At 61.0% G+C, this 21771-nt stretch carries 21 protein-coding genes; 12 read left to right on the top strand and 9 right to left on the bottom strand.

Features of this window, described 5'->3' with window-relative positions; genetic code table 11:
• Window positions 1-32: 32 nt before the first annotated feature.
• Window positions 33-1265, bottom strand: coding sequence for an ABC transporter substrate-binding protein (locus AB8B29_RS27615; protein WP_047639710.1), 1233 nt, complete (start codon window positions 1263-1265; stop codon window positions 33-35).
• A 60-nt stretch (window positions 1266-1325) separates the two neighbouring features.
• Complete coding sequence (locus AB8B29_RS27610) at window positions 1326-2279, bottom strand: sugar phosphate isomerase/epimerase family protein (protein WP_047639799.1); 954 nt, start codon at window positions 2277-2279, stop codon at window positions 1326-1328.
• 220 nt (window positions 2280-2499) lie between these two features.
• Here AB8B29_RS27610 and AB8B29_RS27605 point away from each other — a divergent pair, with 220 nt between their 5' ends.
• The 3 genes from AB8B29_RS27605 to AB8B29_RS27595 all read left to right on the top strand — a co-directional run bounded on the left by AB8B29_RS27605 (window position 2500) and on the right by AB8B29_RS27595 (window position 6413).
• Window positions 2500-3576, top strand: a complete 1077-nt coding sequence (locus AB8B29_RS27605; RefSeq protein ID WP_037191580.1) for a LacI family DNA-binding transcriptional regulator — start codon at window positions 2500-2502, stop codon at window positions 3574-3576.
• 139 nt (window positions 3577-3715) lie between these two features.
• Window positions 3716-5296 carry a diguanylate cyclase domain-containing protein gene (locus AB8B29_RS27600; RefSeq protein WP_037191577.1) on the top strand — a complete coding sequence of 527 codons (1581 nt, stop codon included), beginning with the start codon at window positions 3716-3718 and terminating at the stop codon, window positions 5294-5296.
• Window positions 5297-5450: 154 nt separating this feature from the next.
• Window positions 5451-6413, top strand: coding sequence for a S1C family serine protease (locus AB8B29_RS27595; protein ID WP_113102131.1), 963 nt, complete (start codon window positions 5451-5453; stop codon window positions 6411-6413).
• A gap of 12 nt (window positions 6414-6425) precedes the next feature.
• On the opposite strand, the gene AB8B29_RS27590 is transcribed toward AB8B29_RS27595, so the two are convergent.
• The 6 genes from AB8B29_RS27590 to ltnD form a co-directional block, all read right to left on the bottom strand.
• Window positions 6426-7202 (bottom strand): SDR family oxidoreductase, encoded by a 777-nt coding sequence (locus tag AB8B29_RS27590; RefSeq protein ID WP_113102132.1) that lies wholly within the window; start codon window positions 7200-7202, stop codon window positions 6426-6428.
• Entirely contained in the window at window positions 7199-8185 is a 987-nt protein-coding gene (denD, locus tag AB8B29_RS27585) for a D-erythronate dehydrogenase (RefSeq protein WP_113102133.1), read from the bottom strand. Before denD ends, AB8B29_RS27590 begins: the two co-directional genes overlap by 4 nt.
• Window positions 8186-8309: 124 nt before the next feature.
• Entirely contained in the window at window positions 8310-9074 is a 765-nt protein-coding gene (locus AB8B29_RS27580; protein WP_113102134.1) for a hydroxypyruvate isomerase family protein, read from the bottom strand.
• 2 nt (window positions 9075-9076) lie between these two features.
• Window positions 9077-9727: a 3-oxo-tetronate 4-phosphate decarboxylase gene (otnC, locus tag AB8B29_RS27575; protein WP_113102135.1), complete on the bottom strand. Its 651-nt coding sequence runs from the start codon at window positions 9725-9727 to the stop codon at window positions 9077-9079.
• Window positions 9724-10998 carry a 3-oxo-tetronate kinase gene (gene otnK, locus AB8B29_RS27570; RefSeq protein ID WP_113102136.1) on the bottom strand — a complete coding sequence of 425 codons (1275 nt, stop codon included), beginning with the start codon at window positions 10996-10998 and terminating at the stop codon, window positions 9724-9726. Before otnK ends, otnC begins: the two co-directional genes overlap by 4 nt.
• A 3-nt stretch (window positions 10999-11001) precedes the next feature.
• Window positions 11002-11898 (bottom strand): L-threonate dehydrogenase, encoded by an 897-nt coding sequence (gene ltnD, locus AB8B29_RS27565; RefSeq protein ID WP_113102137.1) that lies wholly within the window; start codon window positions 11896-11898, stop codon window positions 11002-11004.
• A gap of 179 nt (window positions 11899-12077) precedes the next feature.
• Between ltnD and AB8B29_RS27560 the strand changes: the two genes are divergently transcribed.
• Window positions 12078-13121 carry a LacI family DNA-binding transcriptional regulator gene (locus AB8B29_RS27560; protein WP_113102168.1) on the top strand — a complete coding sequence of 348 codons (1044 nt, stop codon included), beginning with the start codon at window positions 12078-12080 and terminating at the stop codon, window positions 13119-13121.
• Between the two features lie 100 nt (window positions 13122-13221).
• Window positions 13222-13557: a hypothetical protein gene (locus tag AB8B29_RS27555; protein WP_047639715.1), complete on the top strand. Its 336-nt coding sequence runs from the start codon at window positions 13222-13224 to the stop codon at window positions 13555-13557.
• A 12-nt stretch (window positions 13558-13569) separates the two neighbouring features.
• Here AB8B29_RS27555 and AB8B29_RS27550 read toward each other — a convergent pair whose 3' ends face one another.
• Window positions 13570-14211 carry a GntR family transcriptional regulator gene (locus AB8B29_RS27550; RefSeq protein WP_037191551.1) on the bottom strand — a complete coding sequence of 214 codons (642 nt, stop codon included), beginning with the start codon at window positions 14209-14211 and terminating at the stop codon, window positions 13570-13572.
• 179 nt (window positions 14212-14390) lie between these two features.
• On the opposite strand from AB8B29_RS27550, the gene AB8B29_RS27545 reads away from it, so the two are divergent.
• The 7 genes from AB8B29_RS27545 (at window position 14391) to AB8B29_RS27515 (ending at window position 21599) form a co-directional block, all read left to right on the top strand.
• The gene (locus tag AB8B29_RS27545; RefSeq protein WP_113102138.1) at window positions 14391-15815 is read left to right on the top strand and encodes a M20 family metallopeptidase; all 1425 of its coding nucleotides are present in this window, start codon (window positions 14391-14393) and stop codon (window positions 15813-15815) included.
• Window positions 15808-17484 (top strand): M28 family peptidase, encoded by a 1677-nt coding sequence (locus AB8B29_RS27540; protein WP_047639718.1) that lies wholly within the window; start codon window positions 15808-15810, stop codon window positions 17482-17484. Before AB8B29_RS27545 ends, AB8B29_RS27540 begins: the two co-directional genes overlap by 8 nt.
• 65 nt (window positions 17485-17549) lie before the next feature.
• Window positions 17550-18404 carry a transporter substrate-binding domain-containing protein gene (locus tag AB8B29_RS27535; protein ID WP_047639719.1) on the top strand — a complete coding sequence of 285 codons (855 nt, stop codon included), beginning with the start codon at window positions 17550-17552 and terminating at the stop codon, window positions 18402-18404.
• An 81-nt stretch (window positions 18405-18485) separates the two neighbouring features.
• Window positions 18486-19205, top strand: coding sequence for an ABC transporter permease (locus tag AB8B29_RS27530; RefSeq protein WP_037191545.1), 720 nt, complete (start codon window positions 18486-18488; stop codon window positions 19203-19205).
• Window positions 19205-19942, top strand: a complete 738-nt coding sequence (locus AB8B29_RS27525) for an ABC transporter permease (RefSeq protein WP_037191543.1) — start codon at window positions 19205-19207, stop codon at window positions 19940-19942. The genes AB8B29_RS27530 and AB8B29_RS27525 overlap by 1 nt, the downstream gene beginning before the upstream one ends.
• Window positions 19939-20706 (top strand): ABC transporter ATP-binding protein, encoded by a 768-nt coding sequence (locus tag AB8B29_RS27520; RefSeq protein WP_037191527.1) that lies wholly within the window; start codon window positions 19939-19941, stop codon window positions 20704-20706. The genes AB8B29_RS27525 and AB8B29_RS27520 overlap by 4 nt, the downstream gene beginning before the upstream one ends.
• Before the next feature lie 35 nt (window positions 20707-20741).
• Entirely contained in the window at window positions 20742-21599 is an 858-nt protein-coding gene (locus AB8B29_RS27515; RefSeq protein ID WP_037191524.1) for a transporter substrate-binding domain-containing protein, read from the top strand.
• Window positions 21600-21771: the final 172 nt, after the last annotated feature.

The following is a 21771-nucleotide window of genomic DNA, read 5'->3' as shown; positions in this document are numbered from 1 at the left end:
AGGGAGGCCTCCGATCGGCCCGTTGCGAGGCCCTATTCGAAGATCGCGAAGAACTTCTCGGCGCCGGAGGCGCTGTCCTCGGAAGGGTTGGTCCAGAACTCGTCGACGAAGTCGTTGAGCGCACCAGCCTGCTGCGGCGAGAGGATCAGGGCCTGGTCCGGCACGATCTTGCCCGCGCTCATCAGTTCCAGCCCCTTTTGCGCGCATATGTCGAGCTTCGACTTGTCGACATCGGTGCGCATCGGCACCGAGCCTTTCCTTAGGGAGAATTCGACCTGCACGGCCGGATCCATGGCGACCTCCGCGAGCAGCGTCTGGCCCTTCTGGGATGCCGCATCGGCGATCTTCGGGAAGGAGAAGGAGTCGGCGACATAGACCATCCCCGGCGATTGCGGGGCGAGCATGCAGCCATAGTCCTTGCCTGGCTGCTTGCCGGCCACAACGAATTCGCCCTTGGCCCAATCGCCCATAAATTGCACGCCGGCCTTGCCGGTGATGACCATGGCGGTCGCGTCGTTCCAGTTGCGACCAGCGGCCCCTTCATCGACATAGGCGCGCAGCTTGCCGAGAATATCGAGCGTCTTCTTCACGCCTTCGACGGATGCATCGCCCTTTTCCTTGTCGACATAGATCTTGAGGAAGCCGTCGATGCCGACCTGGGTCAGCAGGATCATATTGAAAACCTTGGACTCCTGCCAGGATTGGCCACCCCAGGCGACCGGCAGCACACCGGCAGCCTTGAGCTTGTCGAGAGCGGTGAAGAATTCGCCCCAGCTCTTCGGCTCCTCGGTCACGCCGGCCTTGGCGAAGGCATCCTTCGAATAAAACACCCAGCTTTCGCCATGGGCATCGCTCGGCGAAAGATAGACCTTGCCGTTATAGGAGATGAGATCATAGATCGACTTTGGCAGGACATCAGCCCATTTGCCGGCTTTCGCCACGTCGTCGATCGAGTTCAGAAGGCCCTGATTGACGAAATCGGTATTGGCAAGGCCGATCACGGCCTGCTTGGCAGCCGGCGGATCGCCCGCGACCAGACGGTTCTGGAAGGCGGCGTCCGCCGCTCCGAAACCGGCAATGGAGGAATCCTTCCAGACACCGCCGCGCTTTTCGAATTCTTGGCTGATGACACTGAGGGCGGCGGCTTCGCTGCCGGAGGTCCACGAGGTCATCACCTCGGCCTTCGGCTTGTCTTCGGCATAGGTCGGGGTGGATGCCGCGACGAGGGCGGCTCCCACCAATAGCAGTTTCATTCTGTTTTTCATTGTTCCACCTCTTCAAGAAAGCCCTCTTTGCGGGGCCGTTTGGTCTTCAGATCATTGGTGTCAGCGATAGATCGGCAGAAGCGCCTGCCGCACGAGCGTCAACCCGTTTGCGATGTCGGCGACCGGGTCGGGCGCGGCGTCGAGCTCGAGAATGGCCCAGCCTTGATATCCACGGTCGCGCAGGAGCCTGGCCCAGCCCGGCCAGTCGACGCGGCCAAGGCCGAAGCCGCAGAAATAGGGGCGATGGCGATCATGGATATGCTCGTCGATCGGCGTGTCGGCGGGCATCGGCCCGAGCGCGTCCTTCCAGTGGGCGATGATGACGCGCTCATGGTGGCGGTCGACAAGCTGCAGCGGATCGGAGCCGGCAACGACGATATGCGCCGTGTCCGGGCACATATGTACGTAGGCCGGATCCGTCAGCAGCATCAGCAGATCGACATCGCGCGCGGCTGCAAAGATCGAGTGCGCCTCGGTGTGGAGGGCCAGCCGCACGCCCTTGGTGTAAAGGGTGGCGCCGAGGCGGTTGAGGAAATCGGCAATCTTGCGCGCCTGCTCGAAATCGAAGAATCGTGTCGGCTGGGCGCCAAGCGTCTGGCGAAGCGGCGCGCCGATGACCATGATGTCGCTGCCGCAGGCCTTGAGGAACTCGGCGTATTTCTCGGCCTTGTCGATGATGGCGGCTTGCGCGGATGCTTCGGTAAAATCGCCTGCGGCCTCGAGCTCGGCAAAAAAACCGCTCGCCAGTGTCAGCCCACGCTTGGAAAGCTCGGCGGCGAAGGCTTCGACCGAGCCATAGGTCTTTGTCGCATCCTGCCAGTTGAACGGCGAGAAGGTAAGCTCCACGCCGGTGACGCCGGAGGCTTGCACGGCATCGAGAATCTTGTCCCAAAACGCGCGCGGCTCGCTGCGTGACAGGGCGATGATGCCGTCATAATCTCCAACGCGCCAAAATCCGGGGTGGAAGAAAGTGACAAGATCGACGCCAAAGCGAAGCCGTTCCGTTGAGGTCATGAGACTATCCGTTCCTAAGGCATGGAAGATCGTTTGCGGAGCTTTGCTCCACGGCAAATAATCCATAATGATTTCAATGCATTACAACTGGCAATCGTTTGCCGTGCCTAGATAGTAGACAAGTCGTTTTTATATGCAAGCAGTTTTTGGCAATCGTTTGCTAAACCTCTGGGATTGCCGTAGCATCCCGCGCAGCAGGCATCGGGAAGGACGTAAAAAAGTGAAAAATAACAAGGATCTGCCCGTGGAGGAGCATTCGGGACCTTTGATGGCGGATGTCGCCCGGCTGGCGGGGGTCGCCATCTCGACGGTCAGCCGGGCGCTGGCCAATCCCGGTCGTGTGAACGAGAAGACGCGCGCCAAGATCGATGCCGCCGCCAAGCAGCTCGGCTATACACCGAATGCCATGGCCCGAGGTCTTCGCGTCGGCAAATCCAACGTCGTCATGATTGTCCTGCCGGGTTCGCTCTACTATGGCGTCTCGCAGGTCATTCCGCAGGTCCTGCAGGGCATCAACCGGTCCCTGAGCCAGAATGGCTACCATCTGATGATCGCCAACCTCGATCGCGACGAGATCTCGGAGCGTCACATCCTCGATCTGGCCTTCGGCGGCACGGTTCGCGGCGCCATCATTCTCTCCTCCGATCTGCCCGTCGATGGCGGCCGGTCGCTCAAGGATTCGGCCCTGCCGATCGTCTCGCTCCTGTTCGACATGAGCCACGCGGCCCTGCCGAGCGTGGTCACGAATGATCGGCAGTCCGTTCGGGATGCGACGAGCGAACTGATCGCTCTCGGCCATAGGCGGTTTCTTTATCTTGCCGGGCCGGTGGGCAACTACCACGACAACGAGCGTTATCTTGGCGTTCTCGAAGCGCTCGCCGAGGCAGGACTGTCCGAAACGGCGGTCATCAGGTCCGGAGGCACCCTCGATTATCAGCACGGTTTCCAGATCGGCGTCGCTGCGGCCGCCGAATTTGCCGATCTCACGCAGAAGCCGACCGCCGTCATTGCCACGAGCGACGACATGGCTATTTCATTCATGAGTTGCGTCCAACGAATGGGCTGGAAAATTCCGGCGGATCTTTCCATCGTGTCGTTCGACGGGGCACCGGTATGCGAATATTCCTCTCCTCCGCTTTCGACGATCGAGCAGCCGGTCGAGGAGATGGGGCAGCTAGCCGTGAGCTTGCTGATGGAACGGATCGATGCGCCGGAAAGGGGAGCGGCGACACGTCACGTCATCTCGAGCAAGCTCATTCGGCGTGAAAGCTTCGGTCCGGCGCGGCCGAGTATCTGACGGCCGCATCTCGCTCCCCACGCGTAAATCGCCGATATTTGAGGGGCGAGATATCGGAATCCAGCTTAGGACATTCTTTTACCATCAGGTCTTACAATCAGGTATAGATGCTAACTTCGAAAGGCCTGTACTGGATAAGATGCTGGGCGCGGAAATCGTCGCATTCCTTGAAGCCTGTCCGATGGCGGCACTTGTGATCGACCCCACAGGTGCCATCGTCTTGGCGAATGCCGAAGCTCGTGATTTTTTTGGCCTTGGAGACCAGCCTTTCGCCACCGTCATCTCGGATCTGCTGCCTGACTGGCCGTTGGCCGCCCCGTCACAGCCGCTTGTCGTGGTCGGCAATCGCCATCGGCGAGACTGTCATGTCAAAGTCATCACCTGGCAATCGGCCTCTGACGTAATGACTGCGGTTCTTGTCGAACCGGAGAGCGAAGAGCGGCAGGCGGCTTTCGCGGCACGCGAGGCGAACTTGCGTCTTCGATACGTCATCGAGATGCTGCCGGAGGCTGTTTGCGTTTTCGACGCAAACGACCGTTACGTTCTCTGGAATGAGAGATATGCGGAACTCTACCCGGACATCGCGGATCATCTGAAACCCGGCGTCGCTTTTGAGGACATATTGAAGGTGAGCCTTGCGAGCAACCGAATGCGGGAGGTTGTCGAAGACAAGGATGCCTGGCTGCGACAGCGCATGCGGAAATTTCACCAGCCCGTTTCACAGGAAGAGCAGCAACTGCGCGACGGACGGTGGCTGCGGCATGACGATCGACGTACCCCCGATGGCGGCGCCATCGGCACGCGGGTAGACATCACCGATTTGAAACAGCGCGAGGAATGGCTGCGCCAGCTGTTCGACGCCAATCCGATGCCCATGCTCCTGTGCGACGGCAGCAGCCTTCAAATCCTGCAGGCGAACCGGGCCGCGCTGGATTTCTACGGCTTCGGGAAAGAGGCATTGCTTTCCTGGAAAGCATCCAACATGCATGTCGAAAGCGAGGCCGATCGATTTGCAAGAGCGCTTCTCGAACTCGGAGGCGACTGCGAGGCCAGAACGGTCTGGCGGCAGAGAATAGCTGATGGCACCGAGCGTCACGTGCTCATCTATGTTCGCGTGCTGCACGAAGGCAAGGAACGCCGTCTTCTGCTGACCATTGCCGATGTCAGCGACCGGATTCTCGCTGAAGCGGAAGCCAACCGTCTCGCCGCGCACGATATGCTGACTGGATTGCCAAACCGGATGTGCTTCTACAAGGCCCTTGGCGAAGCGTTGAGAGCGAATAATGGAAAGCGTGTCGCCGTTTTCTGCCTTGATCTCGATGGCTTCAAGCCGGTCAACGACACCTTCGGGCACGCCGCGGGTGACGATGTGCTCAAGATGGTCGCCGAGCGCCTGCGAGGGGCCGCGAGGGGTCATATGGTGGCGCGGCTGGGTGGCGACGAATTCGCCATCCTGATGGAGGCTGACGAGGGAGATGTAGCCGAGCTGGCACAGGGCTGCATAGCTGCCTTCAAGTCATCCTTCCTCATCGAAGGTGTCCCGGTCGATATCGGCATCAGTGTCGGTGTTTCGGCGGCACCTGCGGAGGGTCAGGATGGGCAAGCCCTCGTTCTGGAGGCCGACCACGCCCTCTACAGGGCGAAAGCCAATGGGCGGAATACCTGGCAGATGGCGTCCGACAGCTATCGACATCGCAATGTTCCGAGACGTCGAAGGTGAGGCTGGCGGCGCTTGCGCGCGGCTCTTGAACTTGGCCCGGCGACCCCTCATCTGATTATCAACTGTTTCAATCTGTCGAACTGACAGCCTCTCGCTTTTTCACAGTTGCTGCCGGTCCTCGTAGCGACGCGCGTCCGCGTTGCAGGAGTTTTTTATGGGATTCATTGATCGCGACATCCAGCCGTCATCTGATGCCGGGCTGCTGGATGCTTATTCTCAATCGGTATCGAGCGCCGTCGATGTCGTCGGACCGGCTGTCAGCCGGATCGAGCGGTTGGGCGGCCGCGCCGGGCATGGTTCCGGCTTCGCCATCTCGCCGGATGGTCTCGTCGTCACCAACAACCATGTCGTCGACGACGCGAAAGCCGTGCGCATCAAGACGCCCGAGGGCGCGACCATCGAGGGCAGGGTGCTTGGCCGCGATCCGGACACCGACCTTGCGCTGATCCGCGCCAATGACTGGCCCGGTGCATGGGCAAGGCTCGGCGATTCCAAGACGCTGAAGCGCGGTCATATCGCGATTGCCATCGGCAATCCGCTCGGTTTCGAATGGACCGTCACGGCCGGTATCGTGTCGGCGCTCGGCAGGTCAATGCGCGCGGCCAGTGGCCGGCTGATGGAAGACATCATCCAGACGGATGCAGCGCTCAATCCGGGTAATTCGGGCGGGCCGCTGGTGTCCTCGGCGGGCGAGGTGATCGGCGTCAACACCGCTGTCATCCAGGGCGCCCAGAGTATCGCCTTTTCGGTCGCCTCGAATACGGCGAAGCATGTCGTGTCCGAGATCCTGCGGTTCGGTCATGTCAGGCGCGCCTATATCGGCATTGCTGCCGACACGGTGGAACTGCATCGCCGTATTGCCCTGGAAGCCGGCGTCACACACTCGACCGCCGTGCGCCTGCGCCGCGTCGAAAAGGACAGCCCGGCCGAAAAGGGTGGCTTGCAGGAGGGCGACTATCTGCTCGCCATCGATGGGTATGCCGTGTCAGGCATAGATGATGTCGTCAGGCTGCTTGATGGCGATAAGATCGATACCGAGATCGAGGTTCTGATCTTCAGCGTCGGCGGCCTGATCGAGCGACGGCAAGTGAAGCCGTCGGCTCGCCCGGCAACGTAGGGTCGCCGATTGCTACCCTCTGCCGACCAATGGCATTTTCGTCGCCATGACGGTCATCGAAAGCACGTTGGCATCCAGCGGCAGGCTTGCCATGTAGACAACGGCGCGCGCCACGTGCTCGGCCGAAATCGTCGGCTCTGCGGCGATTTCCCCATTCGCCTGCAGCACGCCGGCGCTCATTCGTGCCGTCATGTCGGTTGCAGCATTGCCGATATCGATCTGGCCGCAGGCGATGTCGAAAGGCCGGCCATCGAGCGCCGTCGATTTCGTCAGGCCCGTGATGGCGTGCTTCGTGGCCGTATAGGGTGCTGAAAGCGGGCGCGGCGTCGTCGCCGAAATCGAACCGTTGTTGATGATGCGGCCGCCGTGCGGCACCTGGTTCTTCATCAGCCGGAAGGCCTGCTGCGTGCAGAGGAATGCGCCGGTCAAATTCGCTCCGACGATGGCGTTCCACTGTTCGAAGGTCAGTTCCTCCATCGGAACTGCGGGCAGGCCCATGCCGGCATTGTTGACCAGAAGATCGAGGCGGCCGTATCGGCTGGAAATGGCATCGAAAAGGGCGCGGACGGATACCGGATCGCTGACATCGGCAGCAACCGCGAAAAATTCCGCGCCGGTCTCCTCCGTAAGCTCCTTGGCGGATTTTTCAAGAACATCCGTCCGCCGCCCGGAGATCACGACCTTGTAGCCGGCTGCACCGAGCGCTTTCGCCATGGCGCGCCCGAGACCCGTGCCACCGCCGGTCACCAATGCTATTCCATTGTGTGTGCTGGATGAAACCTCGCTCATGCAAGCCTCCCGCCCAGTTCATCCTCGATATGCACCTGCAAGATCTCGTCGAAGCTCTGTTCCGCCTTGAAGCCGAGATCGCGAGCCCTTTGCGCATCGAACTGCGTCGCCCAGCCGGCGACGATCCGCTCGATCACCGGATCCGGTTCCCGCCGGATAAGGGCGACAGCCTTGTCGCCGGCCACCCGGCGCAGCGCGTCGATTTCATCCGAAACGAGCGCCGATAACCCCGGCATGGTGAGATTGCGTCGCGGCCCGATCTTTGCAGTATCGAGCGTTGCGGCATGTACAAAGAAGCCGACTGCAGAGCGTGGGCTGGCAAACCAATGCCGCACCGTATCGCTAACCGGCAGAATGGCCTCCTTGCCGACCAGCGGCTCGCGCAGGATGTTCGAGAAGAAGCCTGAGGCGGCCTTGTTCGGGGCGCCAGGGCGGACACAGATGGTGGGCAGCCTGATGCCAATGCCTTCGAAAATGCCGCGCCTGGAATAGTCGGCGAGCAGCAGCTCGGCGATCGCCTTCTGCGTGCCGTAGCTTGTAAGCGGTGCCGTCAGGAATTCATCGCCGATAATTTCGGGGAAAGGCGAGCCGAATACGGCGATGGACGACGCAAAGATCACGCGCGGTGTGTACGCAGTCTTCAGTCCCTGCTGCCGGATGGCCTCGAACAGTGCCCGTGTGCCATCAAGGTTGACGGTGTAGCCCTTATCGAAGTCCGCTTCCGCTTCGCCCGAGACGATGGCGGCAAGATGGAAGATGACATCGGGACGGTCTTCGATGAGCTTGTCTGCGATGCCGGCATTCGCGAGATCCACCGTGACAGCCTTCGAAACGTCCTTGAGAGCGTCCGGCACCGGCGGCTGCACCGCATCCGCGAGCGTCAAGCGATCGATCGACTGTCCGAGAGTCTTCGGCTCGGCTGCGATCCTGTCGACAAGCTTGCGGCCAATCATGCCCGCGGCGCCCAATATCAATACATGCATTTCGGCTCTTCCTCCCAAGGACTGGCGTCGGTCTTAAAAGATAGTTGCCGCCTTCTCCTCGCCAATCCCCTTGCTTCGGCCCAATCGACGGCGGTCAAAACGGTTCAGATATGAATTGCTGCTTTCATCGATACGCCTGTAGCCAGGCCAGGCCAGCTTCCGTGGTGGTTGCCGGCCGATATTCGGCCCCGATGGGCCTGTCATAACCGAGCTTTTCGATAAAGCGCAGGATATAGCGGTAGTCGATTTCTCCGTGATCCGGTTCACGCCGGTCCGGGACGGCCGCGATCTGAATGTGGCCGATGGCGTCCAGATGCTCTTGCAGTCTATGCGTCAAGTCGCCCTGCATGATCTGGATATGATAGCAATCGAACATCAGCTTGATGTTCTGCGCTCCGACCGCGGAGATGATGCCGAGCGCCTGCTCCATCGTCTGCAGGAAGTATCCCGGTGCATCGCGGTGGTTCAGCGGTTCAATCAGCACGTTCGCTCCTACCTTGCCTGCACACTCGCAGGCATAGCGCAGATTGGCGATGAAGATGCTGCGCGCCTCTTCGCCATTGCTCTTTCCGGCCATCACATGCACGTTTCGCGTGCCGATGGCGGCGGCGTAGTCGAATGCCTGATCGATCGCCCGGCGTGCCTCCTCCTCACGCCCCGGCAAGGCCGCCAGCCCATTGTCACCGTCCTCGACGCGTCCGCGTGTCGTGTTGAGACCAAGCATGGGAAGACCGGTTTCTGTGAGCGCCTGACGCACGGCTTCGGCCGAAACGTCATAGGGATAATGGCATTCCACAGCATCGAAGCCGGCTGCCTTGGCGGCCCGGATCGCGTCGGGAAGCGAAAGCTCCTGCCAAAGGAAGCCGAGATTGGCGGAAAAGCGCAGCATGTTCAGTCCCACTCCACATCATAGGTGCGAACCAGATCGGCAATTTGTGCGTCGGTCAGCAGGGAGGGATTGGCCCCTCGCGTCAGGATGGCAAGTTTTGCCGTCTCTTCCAACTCCTCGATGGCATAGATCGCCGCTTCCAGATCCTTTGCCGAGACGACCGGTCCGTGTGCCGCCAGCATCACGGCGCTGCGTTTGCCGGCAAGGCCACGGATCGCATCGCCCATGGCGGGATCACCCGGCATGAAATAGGGCAGGAGTTTCACCTTGCCGAGCTTCATGATCGAATAGGCCGTGAGCGGCGGCAGCATATTGTCGCTATCGATATCGGGCAGAACAGACAGCGCGACCGAATGGCTGGAATGGAGATGCACGACGGCACCTGTCTTCTCCGGTCTTGTCTCGTAGAAGGCGGCATGCAACGACATTTCCTTCGTCGGCTTGTCTCCGCCGATCAGGCGTCCATTGGCGTCGAACAGAGACAAGCGTGAAGGATCCAAGCGGTCGAAGGAACTGCCTGTCGGCGTCACCAGCAGGCGCCCATCGCTGAGACGGGCGGAGATATTTCCGGACGAGCCCGCGGTCAGGCCCCTGTCGTAGAGCGATTTGGCCATCTGGCATATCTGCTCGCGCAGCTTGGCTTCCTCGCTCATGCCGCCTCCAGCCGGGTAAAGGCATCCGCGAAGAAGGTCTCGCCGCCGAAATTGCCCGATTTCAGTGCAAGTGCAATCGTCTCGCCCTCCACCTCCGCGAAGGTCCAGGGAACGCCGGGTGCTATTTCCGGGCCGATCGTCAGATGGGTAACTCCGAGCGCCTGGGTGATCGCACCCGATGTCTCACCACCGGCAACGACGAAGCGGCGTGTGCCGAGGCGGAAGGCTTCTTGCGCGAGCGCTGAAAGCACTTGTTCGACCACTTGGCCCGCCTTGTCTCGCCCCAATCGCTCCTGCGCCCGGCGCACGTCGTCGGGTTCGGCGGTGGCGTAGATGATTTTCGCAGCGTCGGCGGGTTGCTTCTGCAGCCACCGGCAGGCTGCCGCCGCACCTTGTTCCGCAAGGGCGAGAGGGTCAAGCCTCAGGCTGATACTGCGCCCCGCATAGTCGGCGACTTGTTTGCGTGTCATGGCGGAGCAGCTTCCCGACAGGACGATCTGGCCGCCCGCGACGTTTGGCAATGTTTGGCGGACCTTGGGTGGCGCCGCAAGGCCTTGCTCCATGTACAGCCGCGGAAGCTGGCCGGCGATCGCGCTGCCGCCGGTCAACAGGAGAAAATCGACCGTGGCGGTGGCGATCGTGCGCAGGTCATCGTCGCAAACGGCATCGACGATCACATGCTGTACACCGTCTTCCGTGAGCTTTTGCAGTCTCGCTTTCAGCGTCGCCGGCCCCGCGGAAACCGCGATGCGGTTGGCAAGACCGACCGTGCCGCGCACCTGTGGCGCCAGAAGCCGCACCAGGCTCGAATCGCGCATCGGCGTCAACGGATGGTCCTTCATTGAGCTTTCCGAAAGCAGCTGCTCGCCGACGAACAGATGGCCCATGAATATGTTGCGGCCGTTTTCGGGAAAGGCCGGGCAGTAGATCGTTTGCCGGGCGCCGATCTCTGCCATCAGCATTTCCGCGATCGGACCGATATTGCCCTCCGGGGTGCTGTCGAAGGTCGAGCAGTATTTCCAGAAGAATCGGGTCGCGCCCGCGTCTTTCAGCCATTCCAGCGCCTGTCGCGCTTGCTCCACGGCAGTCTGGACCGGCGCTGTCCGGCATTTCAGGGCGATGACTTCGATGACGGCTGCATCGGTGTCGTCGCGTTTCCTCTGCGGCACGCCGATCCGCAGCGACACCGGCAGCCCGCTGCGTGAGAGCAGCGCGGCAAGGTCCGTCGCCCCGGTAAAATCATCGGCGATGCAGCCGAGCAGGAGTGCCATCCTCTAGCCCTCCATGCCCGGCAGGATGGCGCCGCTCTTGCGGGCGAGGATCTTTGCGACGGCAGCGTCATCCTCGAGGCCGAGACCTGCTTCGGAAGCCTCAACGAAGAGGCTGAGTGCGGTTGCTGTAAGCGGCGTGAGGGCTCCCGCCCTTTCGGCTTCGGAGGCGACGATGCCAAGGTCCTTGACGAAGATGTTGACCGCCGAGCGTGGGGTGTAATCACCCGAAACGATGTGTTCGCCCCGGTTCTCGAACATCCATGACGAGCCCGCCGAAACGCGGATCACCTCATAAAGCGTCTTCAGGTCGATGCCCGCCTTGGCGGCAAGCGTCATGGCTTCGGCGGTTGCCGCAATGTGCACGCCTGCGAGAAGCTGATTGATCATTTTCACCTGGGAACCGGCGCCGGGCCGATCCCCCAGGCGGAACACCTTTGCCGAAATGGCGTCGAGGACGGCGGATGCCCGGTCGAAGGCCTCTTGCGGGCCGGATGCCATGACGGTGATCTCGCCCGCCAGCGCGCGAACATGGCCTCCGGAAACCGGTGCATCGATGACCTGCATGCCGGCTGCTTCCAATCTTTCGGCAATTGCCGTCGTGGCGCTTGGCGCCATGGTCGTGCAAAGCAGAAAGACAGTCGAGGGGCGCGCGGTCTCCAGCGCACCGTTCTGCCCGAAGAGAACGTCTTCGACCTGCTTGCTGTTGATGACGTAGATGAGGACGACATCGGCCGTGTCCACCGCCGAGGCCGGCGTGGTGCAGGCGTCCCCGCCCGCTTCCGTGAAGCGCGTGAGGACATCGCTGCGAACATCGCATCCTTGGACAGCAAAACCTGCTTTGAGAAGCGATATCGCTGCGCCCCAACCCATCGATCCCAGCCCGATGACGGCTGTCTTCATTGCGTCCTGCACGGCGCTACCTCTGCAAATATCAACGATGTTACCGGTACCGGTATCGATACCATGGCCAATTTCCCTTCTGATTGTCAAGGGACGGCAGTTTGCATTTTGGTGGAAACATCCTATGAAGAAGAGCGGCGCCAGCCAAGGTGCGGCTTGTCATCGAGGGCTGCTTGGGAATGCGCAAACCCACTCTGGAAGAAGTCGCGATCGAGGCAGGCGTCAGCAAAATGACCGCGTCGCGCGCCCTTCGCGGTTCCGCCGATGTCTCCAAGGAAACCCGTGAGAGGGTCATCGAGGCGGCGACGCGGATGAGCTATGTGGGCAACCGGCTGGCGCTCTCGCTTTCCTCTCAGCGTACCAATCTGGTCGCCGTCGTCGTGCCCAGCATGTCGAACATCGTTTTTCCCGAAGTTCTGGCCGGCATTTCCGCCGGGCTGGATGGCTCCGGCATGCAGGCCGTGTTCGGCATATCCGACTATGACGTCGCCAAGGAGCGCGACATCATCCGCGACATGCTCTCCTGGCAGCCTTGCGCCATCATCGTTACCGGTCTGGATCAGCCGGAGGAGACGGTGAAATTGCTACAGCACGCGAATATTCCGGTCATCCAGCTCATGGATCTCGATGGCACGCCCATCGATCTCAATGTCGGGCTATCGCATAGCGGGGCGGGTGAGGACATGGCAAGGGCGCTCGTTGGGGCCGGCCGCAGACGGTTCGGCTATGTCGGCAGCGCACTCGAGAAGGATCTGCGCGCGGGCAAGCGCAAGGCCGGCTTCGAGCGGGTGTTGCACTCGTACGGCCTGCACTTCGTAAACCAGTCGGTCGATGATGCCTTTTCCTCGATCGCCTTGGGGAAGCGGCTGACGATCGCCATGCTCGCGGCCGTTCCCGATCTCGATTGCATTTATTATTCCAACGACGATATGGCGAGCGGCGGATTGTTCGCCTGCATGGAGCTGGGGGTTGCTGTACCCGAAAAGATCCTTATTGCAGGCTTCAACGGGCTGGATCTCGTCAACTCTTTGCCGGCGCCGATCGCGACCTCTCGTTCGCCAAGGCGCGCCATGGGTGAGATTGCGGCGCAGTTGGTCCGTCAGGCGGTGGCGGGCGCTCAGGATGCCCGCCAGAAAACGGTTGTGTTCAAGTCGGTGATTACAGGAATTGACGGCTACGATGATGCGCCGGACGAGCCGGAGACCGCGCGCTTGCGTTCATGACCAGCATCATGTGGGTCCGGCGCGGTTGTTGCTTCAGCCTTTGTTAGATCGATGGTGATATTGGCACTACGTGATCTTCTCAAACGGGGGATATTTGAGAATGCATCGCCCCCAACAATTGCTTTTTGCCCTTACCTTCACTGCCATGACAGCCGTTTCATCAAGCGTATGGGCCGCCGGATTTGAGAACATTATCGTCTCGACGGAGAAAGATGCCGACACGACCCAGGATAGCTTTGCCCCGGATACACCGAAAATCTTTGTTTCGGCTGAACTCACCGAGGACGTCCCCGCCGGAAGCACGGTGAATATCGCCTGGATCTCCGTCGATTCCGCGTTGACCAAGCCGAACAGTGGCTGGCCGGTCGGGACATACAAGATCGAATTCTCTGTCGACGGCAAGCCGATGGAGTCGGTCGGTTTCGCCGTCAAATAGGGCCTGGGGTGTTTACGCCTGCAGTATATGCCTGCGCGTCAGCTCCTTGAGCATGTCCACGTCGCGTTTCTCTATCGCGTCGACCATCAGCTGATGTTCGTGGCCCGACTGCTCGATGCGGGCGCGGGTGCGCCATTGCGATACGGGCGCCGATGACGTCCGCTGCCGGATCTCCGTGATCAGCTCGACGAGTTCCTGATTGCCGGCGAGCGCCAGCAAATGCCGGTGAAAGGCAAGATTGGCTTCGTAGAGCTCAAGCATGGTGCCCGTCAGTACCAGCTCGTCGAAGCGCGAGGCGAGCGCCCGCAAATTCGCGACATCGTCCTCGCCGGCGTTTGCGACGATGCGGTCGCTGACCGCCGTTTCGAGGATGACGCGGATGTCGCTGACTTCCTGAGCGCGGCGCCCGTCCTGCTCGTGCACATGATAGCCGCGATTGGGAACATGCTCCACCAGCCGCTTCTGCACCAGTCTGTCGAGCGCGCGGCGCACTTCCGGCCGCGTACAGTTGTATCGTCGTTCGAGATCGATCTGCTTCAGCCATGTTCCGGGCGGAAGCCTGCCGGCGAGGATATCCTGGAGAATGAGCTCGGTCACATCCGGCGTCTCCGCCTCTTTTGCTCGCGCTGTCGCTTCAGCTTCCAGCGAATTCATGTAGCTCTCCCAAGCCTCCGGATTTCCGCGATGACTATCATAGGTTCCGGCTCATCAACAACGACGTGCCCGTTGTCCCTGCCGAAAAAATATTCATGCACATCTCTTGCGCACCCATTTCAATTGGCACATAAATTGGTGCCAATTTGATATCCATTACACGAGGCGGATGCAAGTCCATGCAAAATTCTGATGCGGTCTGGGAAATCGTCGAGAGAAAACGCGCGGCGTTCTTTGCGCTCAGCGATCGGATTTGGGATATCCCAGAGACGAACTATCTCGAATATCAATCCGCCGAAGAACATGCTCGCATGCTTGAGAGCGAGGGCTTCCGGGTCGAGCGCGGACTTGCCGGCTTGCCGACAGCAGTCATGGGAGAGGCAGGCGAGGGTGGACCGGTCATCGCGATATTGGGTGAATTCGACGCGCTGCCGGGATTGAGCCAGGAGGCCGGAATCGCCGAAGAGCGCCCCTTGATCAGCGGCGGCAACGGCCATGGTTGCGGTCATAACATGCTCGGCTCCGGATCGATGCTGGCGGCTGCCGCCGTCAAGGATTTTCTTGCCGAAAACGGTCTGAAGGGCCGGGTGCGCTATTACGGTTGCCCTGCCGAAGAGGGCGGTTCTTCCAAGGGCTTCATGGTGCGGGCCGGCGTCTTCGATGACGTAGATATCGCGATTTCCTGGCATCCGGCAGCCTTTGCCGGCGTCAACAATCCGATCTCGCTCGCCTGCAATGAAATCAATTTCCACTTCTCCGGCCGCGCCTCGCATGCCTCGGCCACGCCCCATCTCGGTCGCAGCGCGCTCGATGCCGTCGAATTGATGAATGTCGGCGTCAACTACATGCGTGAGCACATGCCCTCGACGGCGCGTATTCATTACGCCATCACCGATGCGGGCGGTGCGGCGCCGAATGTCGTGCAGGCGCGGGCGACGGTCCGCTATCTGGTTCGCGCGCGGACCTTGCCGGAGCTTCTGGTGCTGGTTGCGCGGGTCAAGAAAGTAGCGGAGGGCGCCGTGCTGATGACCGAGACGACCGTTCGCAGCGAGATCATCAGCGGCGATGCCAATCTGGTCGGGAACACGCCGCTCGAGGAGTGCATGTTCTCTCACCTCGAACGTCTTGGGCCGCCGGTGTTCGATGACGAGGACCGCGAGACGGCGCGCAAATTCCAGCAGACCTTCAGTGCTGAGGATATCGCGGCCTCCTATGGTCGTTTCGCGCTGAAGCCGAAGAAGGGCCAAGCGCTTTGCGAGGAGATTTTTCCGCTGAATGCCGGTGATGGCACGCTGGTCGGCTCCACGGATGTCGGAACCGTCAGCTGGGTCGTCCCGACCGTCCAGATGCGCGGCGCCACTTATGCGATCGGCACGCCGGGGCATTCCTGGCAGCTTGTCGCCCAGGGTAAGTTGCCTGTGGCGCACAAGGGAACCGAGCATGCAGCCAAGGTGATGGCGAGCACGGCTACCGATCTCATCCGCAATCCGCAGCTCATCGAGGCCGCCAAGGCTGACCACAAGGCGCGGCTCGAGGGCACGCCTTTCGTCAATCCGATCCCGGACGACGTCAAGCCGCCGCTCCCGGAGACGGCCAATGGCTGAGCTAGCCCTGAAGCCCGATCGCGAGCGCCTGATGGCGCATATCACAGAGTTTGCCCGCCGGGTGAAGCTCTCGGGGACGCCTGAGGAACTCGAAAGCTTTCGCTATCTTCAGGCGCAGATGGATAGCTATGGCTATCGCACGCAGCTCTTGTCGCACGACGCCTACATCAGTCTGCCTGGCGCGGCGAAAGTGGAGATCGACGGCAAGAGCTTCCGCTGCATCACGCATTCCATGTCGGTGCCGACATCCGCGGCCGGAGTAACCGGCGTTCTCGTCTATGTCGGCGAGGGTAGCAAGGCGGATTTCGCGGGCAAGGACGTCGCCGGGAAAATTCTTTTGGTAGATGGGATCGCGACCGAGGAAGTGGCAGCACTTGCAAGTGCTGCCGGTGCTCTCGGCCAGCTTCATGTCAGTCCGAACGAGCATCTCTACGAAATGTGCGTGTCGCCGGTCTGGGGCAGCCCGTCGCAGCATACACTGATCAATCTGCCGACCACGGTCATCTGCACCATAGCCAAGGAAGACGGCGATCGCTTGCGCATGAGGCTTGCGAACGGCGAAAAAGTGCAGGCGACGCTGACGGCGGAGGTGGATACCGGGTGGCGCAAGACGCCGCTGCTGGTGGCCGAACTTCAGCCGACCGGCGAGGATGCGCCATTCGTCCTCTTTTCTGGGCATCACGACACCTGGCATTTCGGCGTCATGGACAATGGCGGCGCCAATGCGACGATGTTGGAAGCTGCCCGCCTGCTTGCCCTTCACGCGGCTGATTGGCGGCGAGGGCTGCGCATATGCTTCTGGTCCGGCCATTCGCATGGCCGTTATTCGGGCTCGGCCTGGTATGTGGACGAATATTTCGACGATCTCGATCGTCGTTGCGCGGTGCATGTAAATGTCGACTCCACCGGCGGCGAGGGGGCAACAGTGCTCACCAATTCCGGCGTGATCGACGAGTTGCGGCCCCTCGCTTCGGACGTGATCGAACGTGTCGCGGGGCAGAAGCATGCCGGCAGGAGGCATGGACGGGCTGCGGACCAATCCTTCTGGGGTGTCGGCATCCCCTCGATGTTCGGCAGCCTCAGCCATCAGCCGCCCGGTCCGGTCAAGATGCTGACGGCGCTCGGATGGTGGTGGCATACGCCGCATGACACGGCCGCACATATCGACCCCGATAATCTGATCCGCGACACACAAATCGCCCTCGAGGTCCTGTGGCGGCTCTTGGCGTCGCCCGTCCTGCCGCTGGACTACACCGTCTATGCCGCAGCGCTCGGTGAACAGATCGCGCGCCTGCAGACAGGGCTTGGGGGCCGGATCGACATTTCCGTTTTGGTAAAGGCGGTTGATGAGCTGAACGCCAATGCGAAGGCCATTCTTGAGGCGGGCCATGTCTCCGTCGACAGGGCGGAGCACATCAATGCTTCGATGATGCGCGCCGCGCGCCATCTGGTGCCGCTGAATTATACGAGCGGCGAGCGCTTTCACCACGATTCCGCCCTGCCGCACCCTGCCTGGCCTTCACTGGAGGGGCTGCGTGCGCTGGCCTCGTTGCCGAAGGGGGCGCCGGAGACGGCCTTCTATGCCGTTCATGCGCGCCAGGTCAGAAATCGTGTTGCTCACGCGCTGAGAGAGGCCAATGCGGCGCTCGGATCGGCTCTGAACGACTGATCGCGACAGGCCGCCGAATCTAACAAACGGCTGCGCAAAGTGGCTGTAAAAAAAGGGAACTGAAAATGAAGAACAAAAGCCTGCTTGCCGCCGTGTTCGGGGCTATTGCCGTTCTGGCACCGCTTGCCGCCGGCGCCAAGGATTGGACGCATGTCAAAGTCGGCATCGAGGGCGCTTTTCCGCCCTGGAACCTGATGGACTCCAGCGGCAAGCTCGCCGGTTTCGATGTCGATCTGATCAACAATCTCTGCAGCCGCGCCAAGGTCGACTGCGAGCTGATCGCCGGCGAATGGAATGCGATGATCCCGAGCCTCAATGCCGGCAAGTTCGATCTTGTCATGACGCTCGGCATCAACGAGAAGCGCAAGCAGGTCGTCGACTTCACCGTTCCCTATGCCAGCGGCGTCGCGAGCTTTTTCCTCTTGAAGGATGGCCCGGTTTCCCCGCTGCCGATGACGGGCGAACGGCTGAACCTGAACGACAAGGCCAAGGCCGATCCGGTAATGGCTGAAATCGGCAAGTCCTTGAAGGGCAAGACGATCGGCGTGGTCCAGTCGACCAGCCAGGAACAGTTGATCACCGCCTATTTCGGTTCCGATGTCACCGTGCGTGCCTATAAGAGCTCCGGCGAGCGCGATCTCGACTTGAAGGCAGGACGTGTCGATGCCGGTTTCGACAGCGGCGTCTATGAGACCTCCGTTCTGGGCAAACCGGGCAACGAGGACCTGATGATGTCGGGGCCGATGGTCAAGGGCGCGATGCTTGCGACGGAAGTGGCGCTCGGCATGCGCAAGGGCGAAACGGATCTGAAGGCCAAATTCGATGAGGCCATCAAGCAAGCCGCTAAGGATGGGACGATCAAGCAGCTCTCGGAAAAATGGAGCAAGATCGACCTTACGCCGACGTTCGACGCCAATTGAATGCCCTCGCGAGACATCGTCCCTAGCTGAGGCTTAGACAATGATACTATTTGCCAGAATCTGCTCCACTCGGGCAGCACCATGAACCAGCCAGGCATATTCGAACTTGCCGGCTTCGGCCCGGACGGCTGGGGGCATGCCCTTCTCGCCGGGGCGTGGATGACCATCCTTGTCGCGATTGCCGGCTATGCGGTCGGCGCTTTCATCGGGACCTTCGGTGCCTGGGCGAAGATTGCCGGCAATCGCTTTGCGCGCACGGTGGCCGATGCCTACACGACCGTATTGCGCGGCATTCCCGATCTGCTGGTCATCTACCTCTTCTATTTCGGCGGAAGCGCCGTCGTCACGGCGATCGGCAAGCTTTTCGGGGCGGAAGGCTTTCTTGGTTTTCCCGGATTTCTTGCCGGCTCGCTTGCCGTGGGCGTCACCTCGGGAGCCCAGTTCACGGAGGTGCTGCGGGGCGGGTTCAAGGCGGTGCATCCCGGTGAAATCGAGGCGGCTATTGCCTGCGGCATGTCGCGCGGCTTGCGCCTGCGCCGCATCATTGCGCCGCTGACGCTGCGGCATGCGCTTCCCGGCCTCGGGAATGTCTGGCAGGTCGTCCTGAAGGAATCGGCGCTGGTGTCGATCACCGGCGTCGCCGAACTCCTGCGCCAGGCCCAGGTCGGTGCCGGCTCGACCGGGCTTCCATTCGATTTCTACCTGATTGCCGGCGTCATCTACCTGATGATCTCGACCCTTTCGAGCCTCATCCTTCAACAGGCCGAGCGGCGTTTGTCGCGCGGTGTGAGGAGGCGCTGATGGATTGGCAATTCCTTGAAGAGACCTTCGTAAGTCTCATCGGCGCGCTCCCTTTGACGATCGAGCTTGCCGTGACATCGATCTGCCTCGGCGCCATCCTGGCGCTGCTGCTGGCGCTTGCGCGCCTTTCCGGCATCGCCGTCCTCGATTGGTTCGCGCGCCTCTATGTCTTCGTCTTCCGCGGTACGCCGCTGCTGGTTCAGATCTTCCTGATCTACTATGGCCTCGGCCAGTTTCCCGCCATACGCCATAGTATCTTCTGGCCATTCCTGCGCGAGCCCTATTGGTGCGCCGTCCTGGCCTTGACCTTGAACACCGCTGCCTATGCCAGTGAGATCATTCGCGGCGGCCTGCTCTCGGTACCGCACGGGCAGGTCGAGGCCGCTCGTGCCTGCGGCATGCATCGCATGATGCTGTTTCGCCGCATCGTGCTGCCGCTCGCCATTCGTCAGGCCTTGCCGGGTTATGGCAACGAGATGATCTCGATGGTCAAGGCGACGTCGCTTGCCTCGATCATCACGTTGATGGAGGTGACCGGTGTTGCCGCCAAGATCATCTCGGAGACCTATCGCGCGATCGAAGTCTTCGTCGTCTCCGGCGCCATCTATCTTCTGATCAATTTCGTGCTGACGCGTCTCATCCAGCTTGCCGAATACAGGTTGAGCCCGCATCTGCGTCCCCCTCCCTCCAGTACCCGCTCCACCACCGAGGCAGTTGCCGCAGGAGATCCGCAATGATCGCCATACCAGTCGCACTCAGCGTGCGCGACATGCACAAGAGCTTCGGGCCGGTCGAAGTCCTGAAAGGCATTTCACTCGATGCTCTCGAGGGTGACGTCGTCTCCATTCTCGGCTCTTCCGGTTCGGGCAAATCCACCTTCCTGCGCTGCATCAACCTTCTGGAGACGCCCGATTCCGGCGAAGTGAGGGTGGCTGGCGAAGCGATCCGCATGCAGCGCAACGCCCGCGGTGCGCATCGTCCGGCGGATGGCCGGCAGGTCGATCGCATTCGCTCCCAGCTTGGAATGGTGTTCCAGAGCTTCAATCTCTGGTCTCACAAGACCATCCTCGAGAATGTCATCGAGGCGCCGATTCACGTTCAGCGGCGCTCGCGGGCCGAGTGCGTCGAGGAAGCGGAAGCCTTGCTTGCCAAGGTCGGCATTGCCGACAAGCGCGACTTCTATCCGGCGCATCTTTCGGGTGGTCAGCAGCAGCGCGCCGCCATTGCGCGGGCGCTCGCCATGCGGCCGAAGGTCATGCTCTTTGACGAACCGACCTCTGCTCTCGATCCGGAGCTCGTCGGGGAAGTCCTGCGCGTGATGCGGGCGCTGGCCGAAGAGGGGCGCACCATGCTCGTCGTCACGCATGAGATGGGCTTTGCGCGTGATGTCTCCAGCCGCGTCATCTTCCTGCATAAGGGCGTCGTCGAGGAAGACGGCAGGCCACAGGATGTCTTTGCCGGCTCGCGCTCCGAGCGCTTCCGCCAGTTCATCAGCAAATGACCAGTCAAGCTCAATCAGAAAAGGGGAACTCGATAATGAAATACCTTACCGGAATTCTAGCGGCCGTGATGATGGTCGCCACACTCGCCGTCTCGACGGTCGTGCGCGCGGAGGACAAGAAATGGACGCATGTGACGATTGCGACCGAAGGCGCTTTCCGGCCATGGAACTTCACCAAGGCCGACGGAAGCCTGGATGGCTATGAAATCGAGCTGATCAAATATTTCTGCGACCATATGAAGGTCGAATGCACGACCGTCATCCAGCCCTTCGACGGCATGATTCCCGCGCTCAATGCCGGCAAGTTCGATGCCATCATTTCGGGCATGTCGGCAACCGCCAAGCGCGAGGAAGTCATCGCCTTCAGCGATTCCTACGGCACGACCGGCCAGACTTTTGCGACGCTGAAAGATTCCCCGCTTGTCGGCCTGCCGCTGAAGGGCGAAGTCTTTTCACTGGCGACGGACGAGGCCGGAGCGGCTGCGGCGGTAAAGCAGCTCGAGCCGATGCTCAAGGGCAAGACGATCGGTGTGCAGACGGCATCGATCGCAGCGACCTTTCTCGACAAATACCTCAAGGGCGTGGCCGATATCCGCGAATACAAGACCACCGAGCAGCACGATCTCGATCTGAAGGCCGGTCGCGTCGATATCATCATGGCGTCGATGGCCTATCTCTCGACGGCGGCGGCAAAGCCGGGCAACGAGGACATGATCGTTGCCGGGCCGCGCTTCCAGGGCGGTCTTCTCGGCCGTGGCAGCTCCGTCGGCTTGCGCAAGGAGGATACGCAGCTGAAAGCGATGTTCAATGATGCGATCGCGGCTGCCAAGGCCGATGGCACGATCGCCAAGCTGTCGGCGAAATGGTTCGGCTTCGACGTCACGCCGAAGTGAGGCTTTCCATGGTGGGGTGAATGTGATGGACCTGACGGCCGGTTACCGCCGTCGGGCCGTTACTCCGGTGACCTTTTCAGCGATGTACCGGTTGCTCCGCCCTACATTCTGCAACAAGATTTCCCATAAATTTCACCGGTTAGAAACATTCGGAAACAATCGGAGCCAAATG

The organism is Rhizobium sp. 11_C7_N12_5 (genome assembly GCF_051811145.1).
In the GTDB taxonomy this organism is placed as follows: domain Bacteria; phylum Pseudomonadota; class Alphaproteobacteria; order Rhizobiales; family Rhizobiaceae; genus Rhizobium; species Rhizobium lusitanum.
This window is presented reverse-complemented; position numbering and strand designations above follow the sequence as displayed.

Excerpts from the sequence above, each read along its gene's own strand:
- otnC (WP_113102135.1), bottom strand. The coding sequence starts at position 9,727 with ATGAGCGAGGAAGCCAAGCTGCGCGAGCAGATATGCCAGATGGCCAAA.
- AB8B29_RS27520 (WP_037191527.1), top strand. The coding sequence starts at position 19,939 with ATGATCGCCATACCAGTCGCACTCAGCGTGCGCGACATGCACAAGAGC.
- AB8B29_RS27545 (WP_113102138.1), top strand. The coding sequence starts at position 14,391 with ATGCAAAATTCTGATGCGGTCTGGGAAATCGTCGAGAGAAAACGCGCG.
- AB8B29_RS27515 (WP_037191524.1), top strand. The coding sequence starts at position 20,742 with ATGAAATACCTTACCGGAATTCTAGCGGCCGTGATGATGGTCGCCACA.
- AB8B29_RS27540 (WP_047639718.1), top strand. The coding sequence starts at position 15,808 with ATGGCTGAGCTAGCCCTGAAGCCCGATCGCGAGCGCCTGATGGCGCAT.
- denD (WP_113102133.1), bottom strand. The coding sequence starts at position 8,185 with ATGCATGTATTGATATTGGGCGCCGCGGGCATGATTGGCCGCAAGCTT.
- AB8B29_RS27610 (WP_047639799.1), bottom strand. The coding sequence starts at position 2,279 with ATGACCTCAACGGAACGGCTTCGCTTTGGCGTCGATCTTGTCACTTTC.
- AB8B29_RS27550 (WP_037191551.1), bottom strand. The coding sequence starts at position 14,211 with ATGAATTCGCTGGAAGCTGAAGCGACAGCGCGAGCAAAAGAGGCGGAG.
- AB8B29_RS27600 (WP_037191577.1), top strand. The coding sequence starts at position 3,716 with ATGCTGGGCGCGGAAATCGTCGCATTCCTTGAAGCCTGTCCGATGGCG.
- ltnD (WP_113102137.1), bottom strand. The coding sequence starts at position 11,898 with ATGAAGACAGCCGTCATCGGGCTGGGATCGATGGGTTGGGGCGCAGCG.
- otnK (WP_113102136.1), bottom strand. The coding sequence starts at position 10,998 with ATGGCACTCCTGCTCGGCTGCATCGCCGATGATTTTACCGGGGCGACG.
- AB8B29_RS27535 (WP_047639719.1), top strand. The coding sequence starts at position 17,550 with ATGAAGAACAAAAGCCTGCTTGCCGCCGTGTTCGGGGCTATTGCCGTT.
- AB8B29_RS27615 (WP_047639710.1), bottom strand. The coding sequence starts at position 1,265 with ATGAAAAACAGAATGAAACTGCTATTGGTGGGAGCCGCCCTCGTCGCG.
- AB8B29_RS27530 (WP_037191545.1), top strand. The coding sequence starts at position 18,486 with ATGAACCAGCCAGGCATATTCGAACTTGCCGGCTTCGGCCCGGACGGC.
- AB8B29_RS27580 (WP_113102134.1), bottom strand. The coding sequence starts at position 9,074 with ATGCTGCGCTTTTCCGCCAATCTCGGCTTCCTTTGGCAGGAGCTTTCG.
- AB8B29_RS27595 (WP_113102131.1), top strand. The coding sequence starts at position 5,451 with ATGGGATTCATTGATCGCGACATCCAGCCGTCATCTGATGCCGGGCTG.
- AB8B29_RS27525 (WP_037191543.1), top strand. The coding sequence starts at position 19,205 with ATGGATTGGCAATTCCTTGAAGAGACCTTCGTAAGTCTCATCGGCGCG.
- AB8B29_RS27555 (WP_047639715.1), top strand. The coding sequence starts at position 13,222 with ATGCATCGCCCCCAACAATTGCTTTTTGCCCTTACCTTCACTGCCATG.
- AB8B29_RS27590 (WP_113102132.1), bottom strand. The coding sequence starts at position 7,202 with ATGAGCGAGGTTTCATCCAGCACACACAATGGAATAGCATTGGTGACC.
- AB8B29_RS27560 (WP_113102168.1), top strand. The coding sequence starts at position 12,078 with ATGCGCAAACCCACTCTGGAAGAAGTCGCGATCGAGGCAGGCGTCAGC.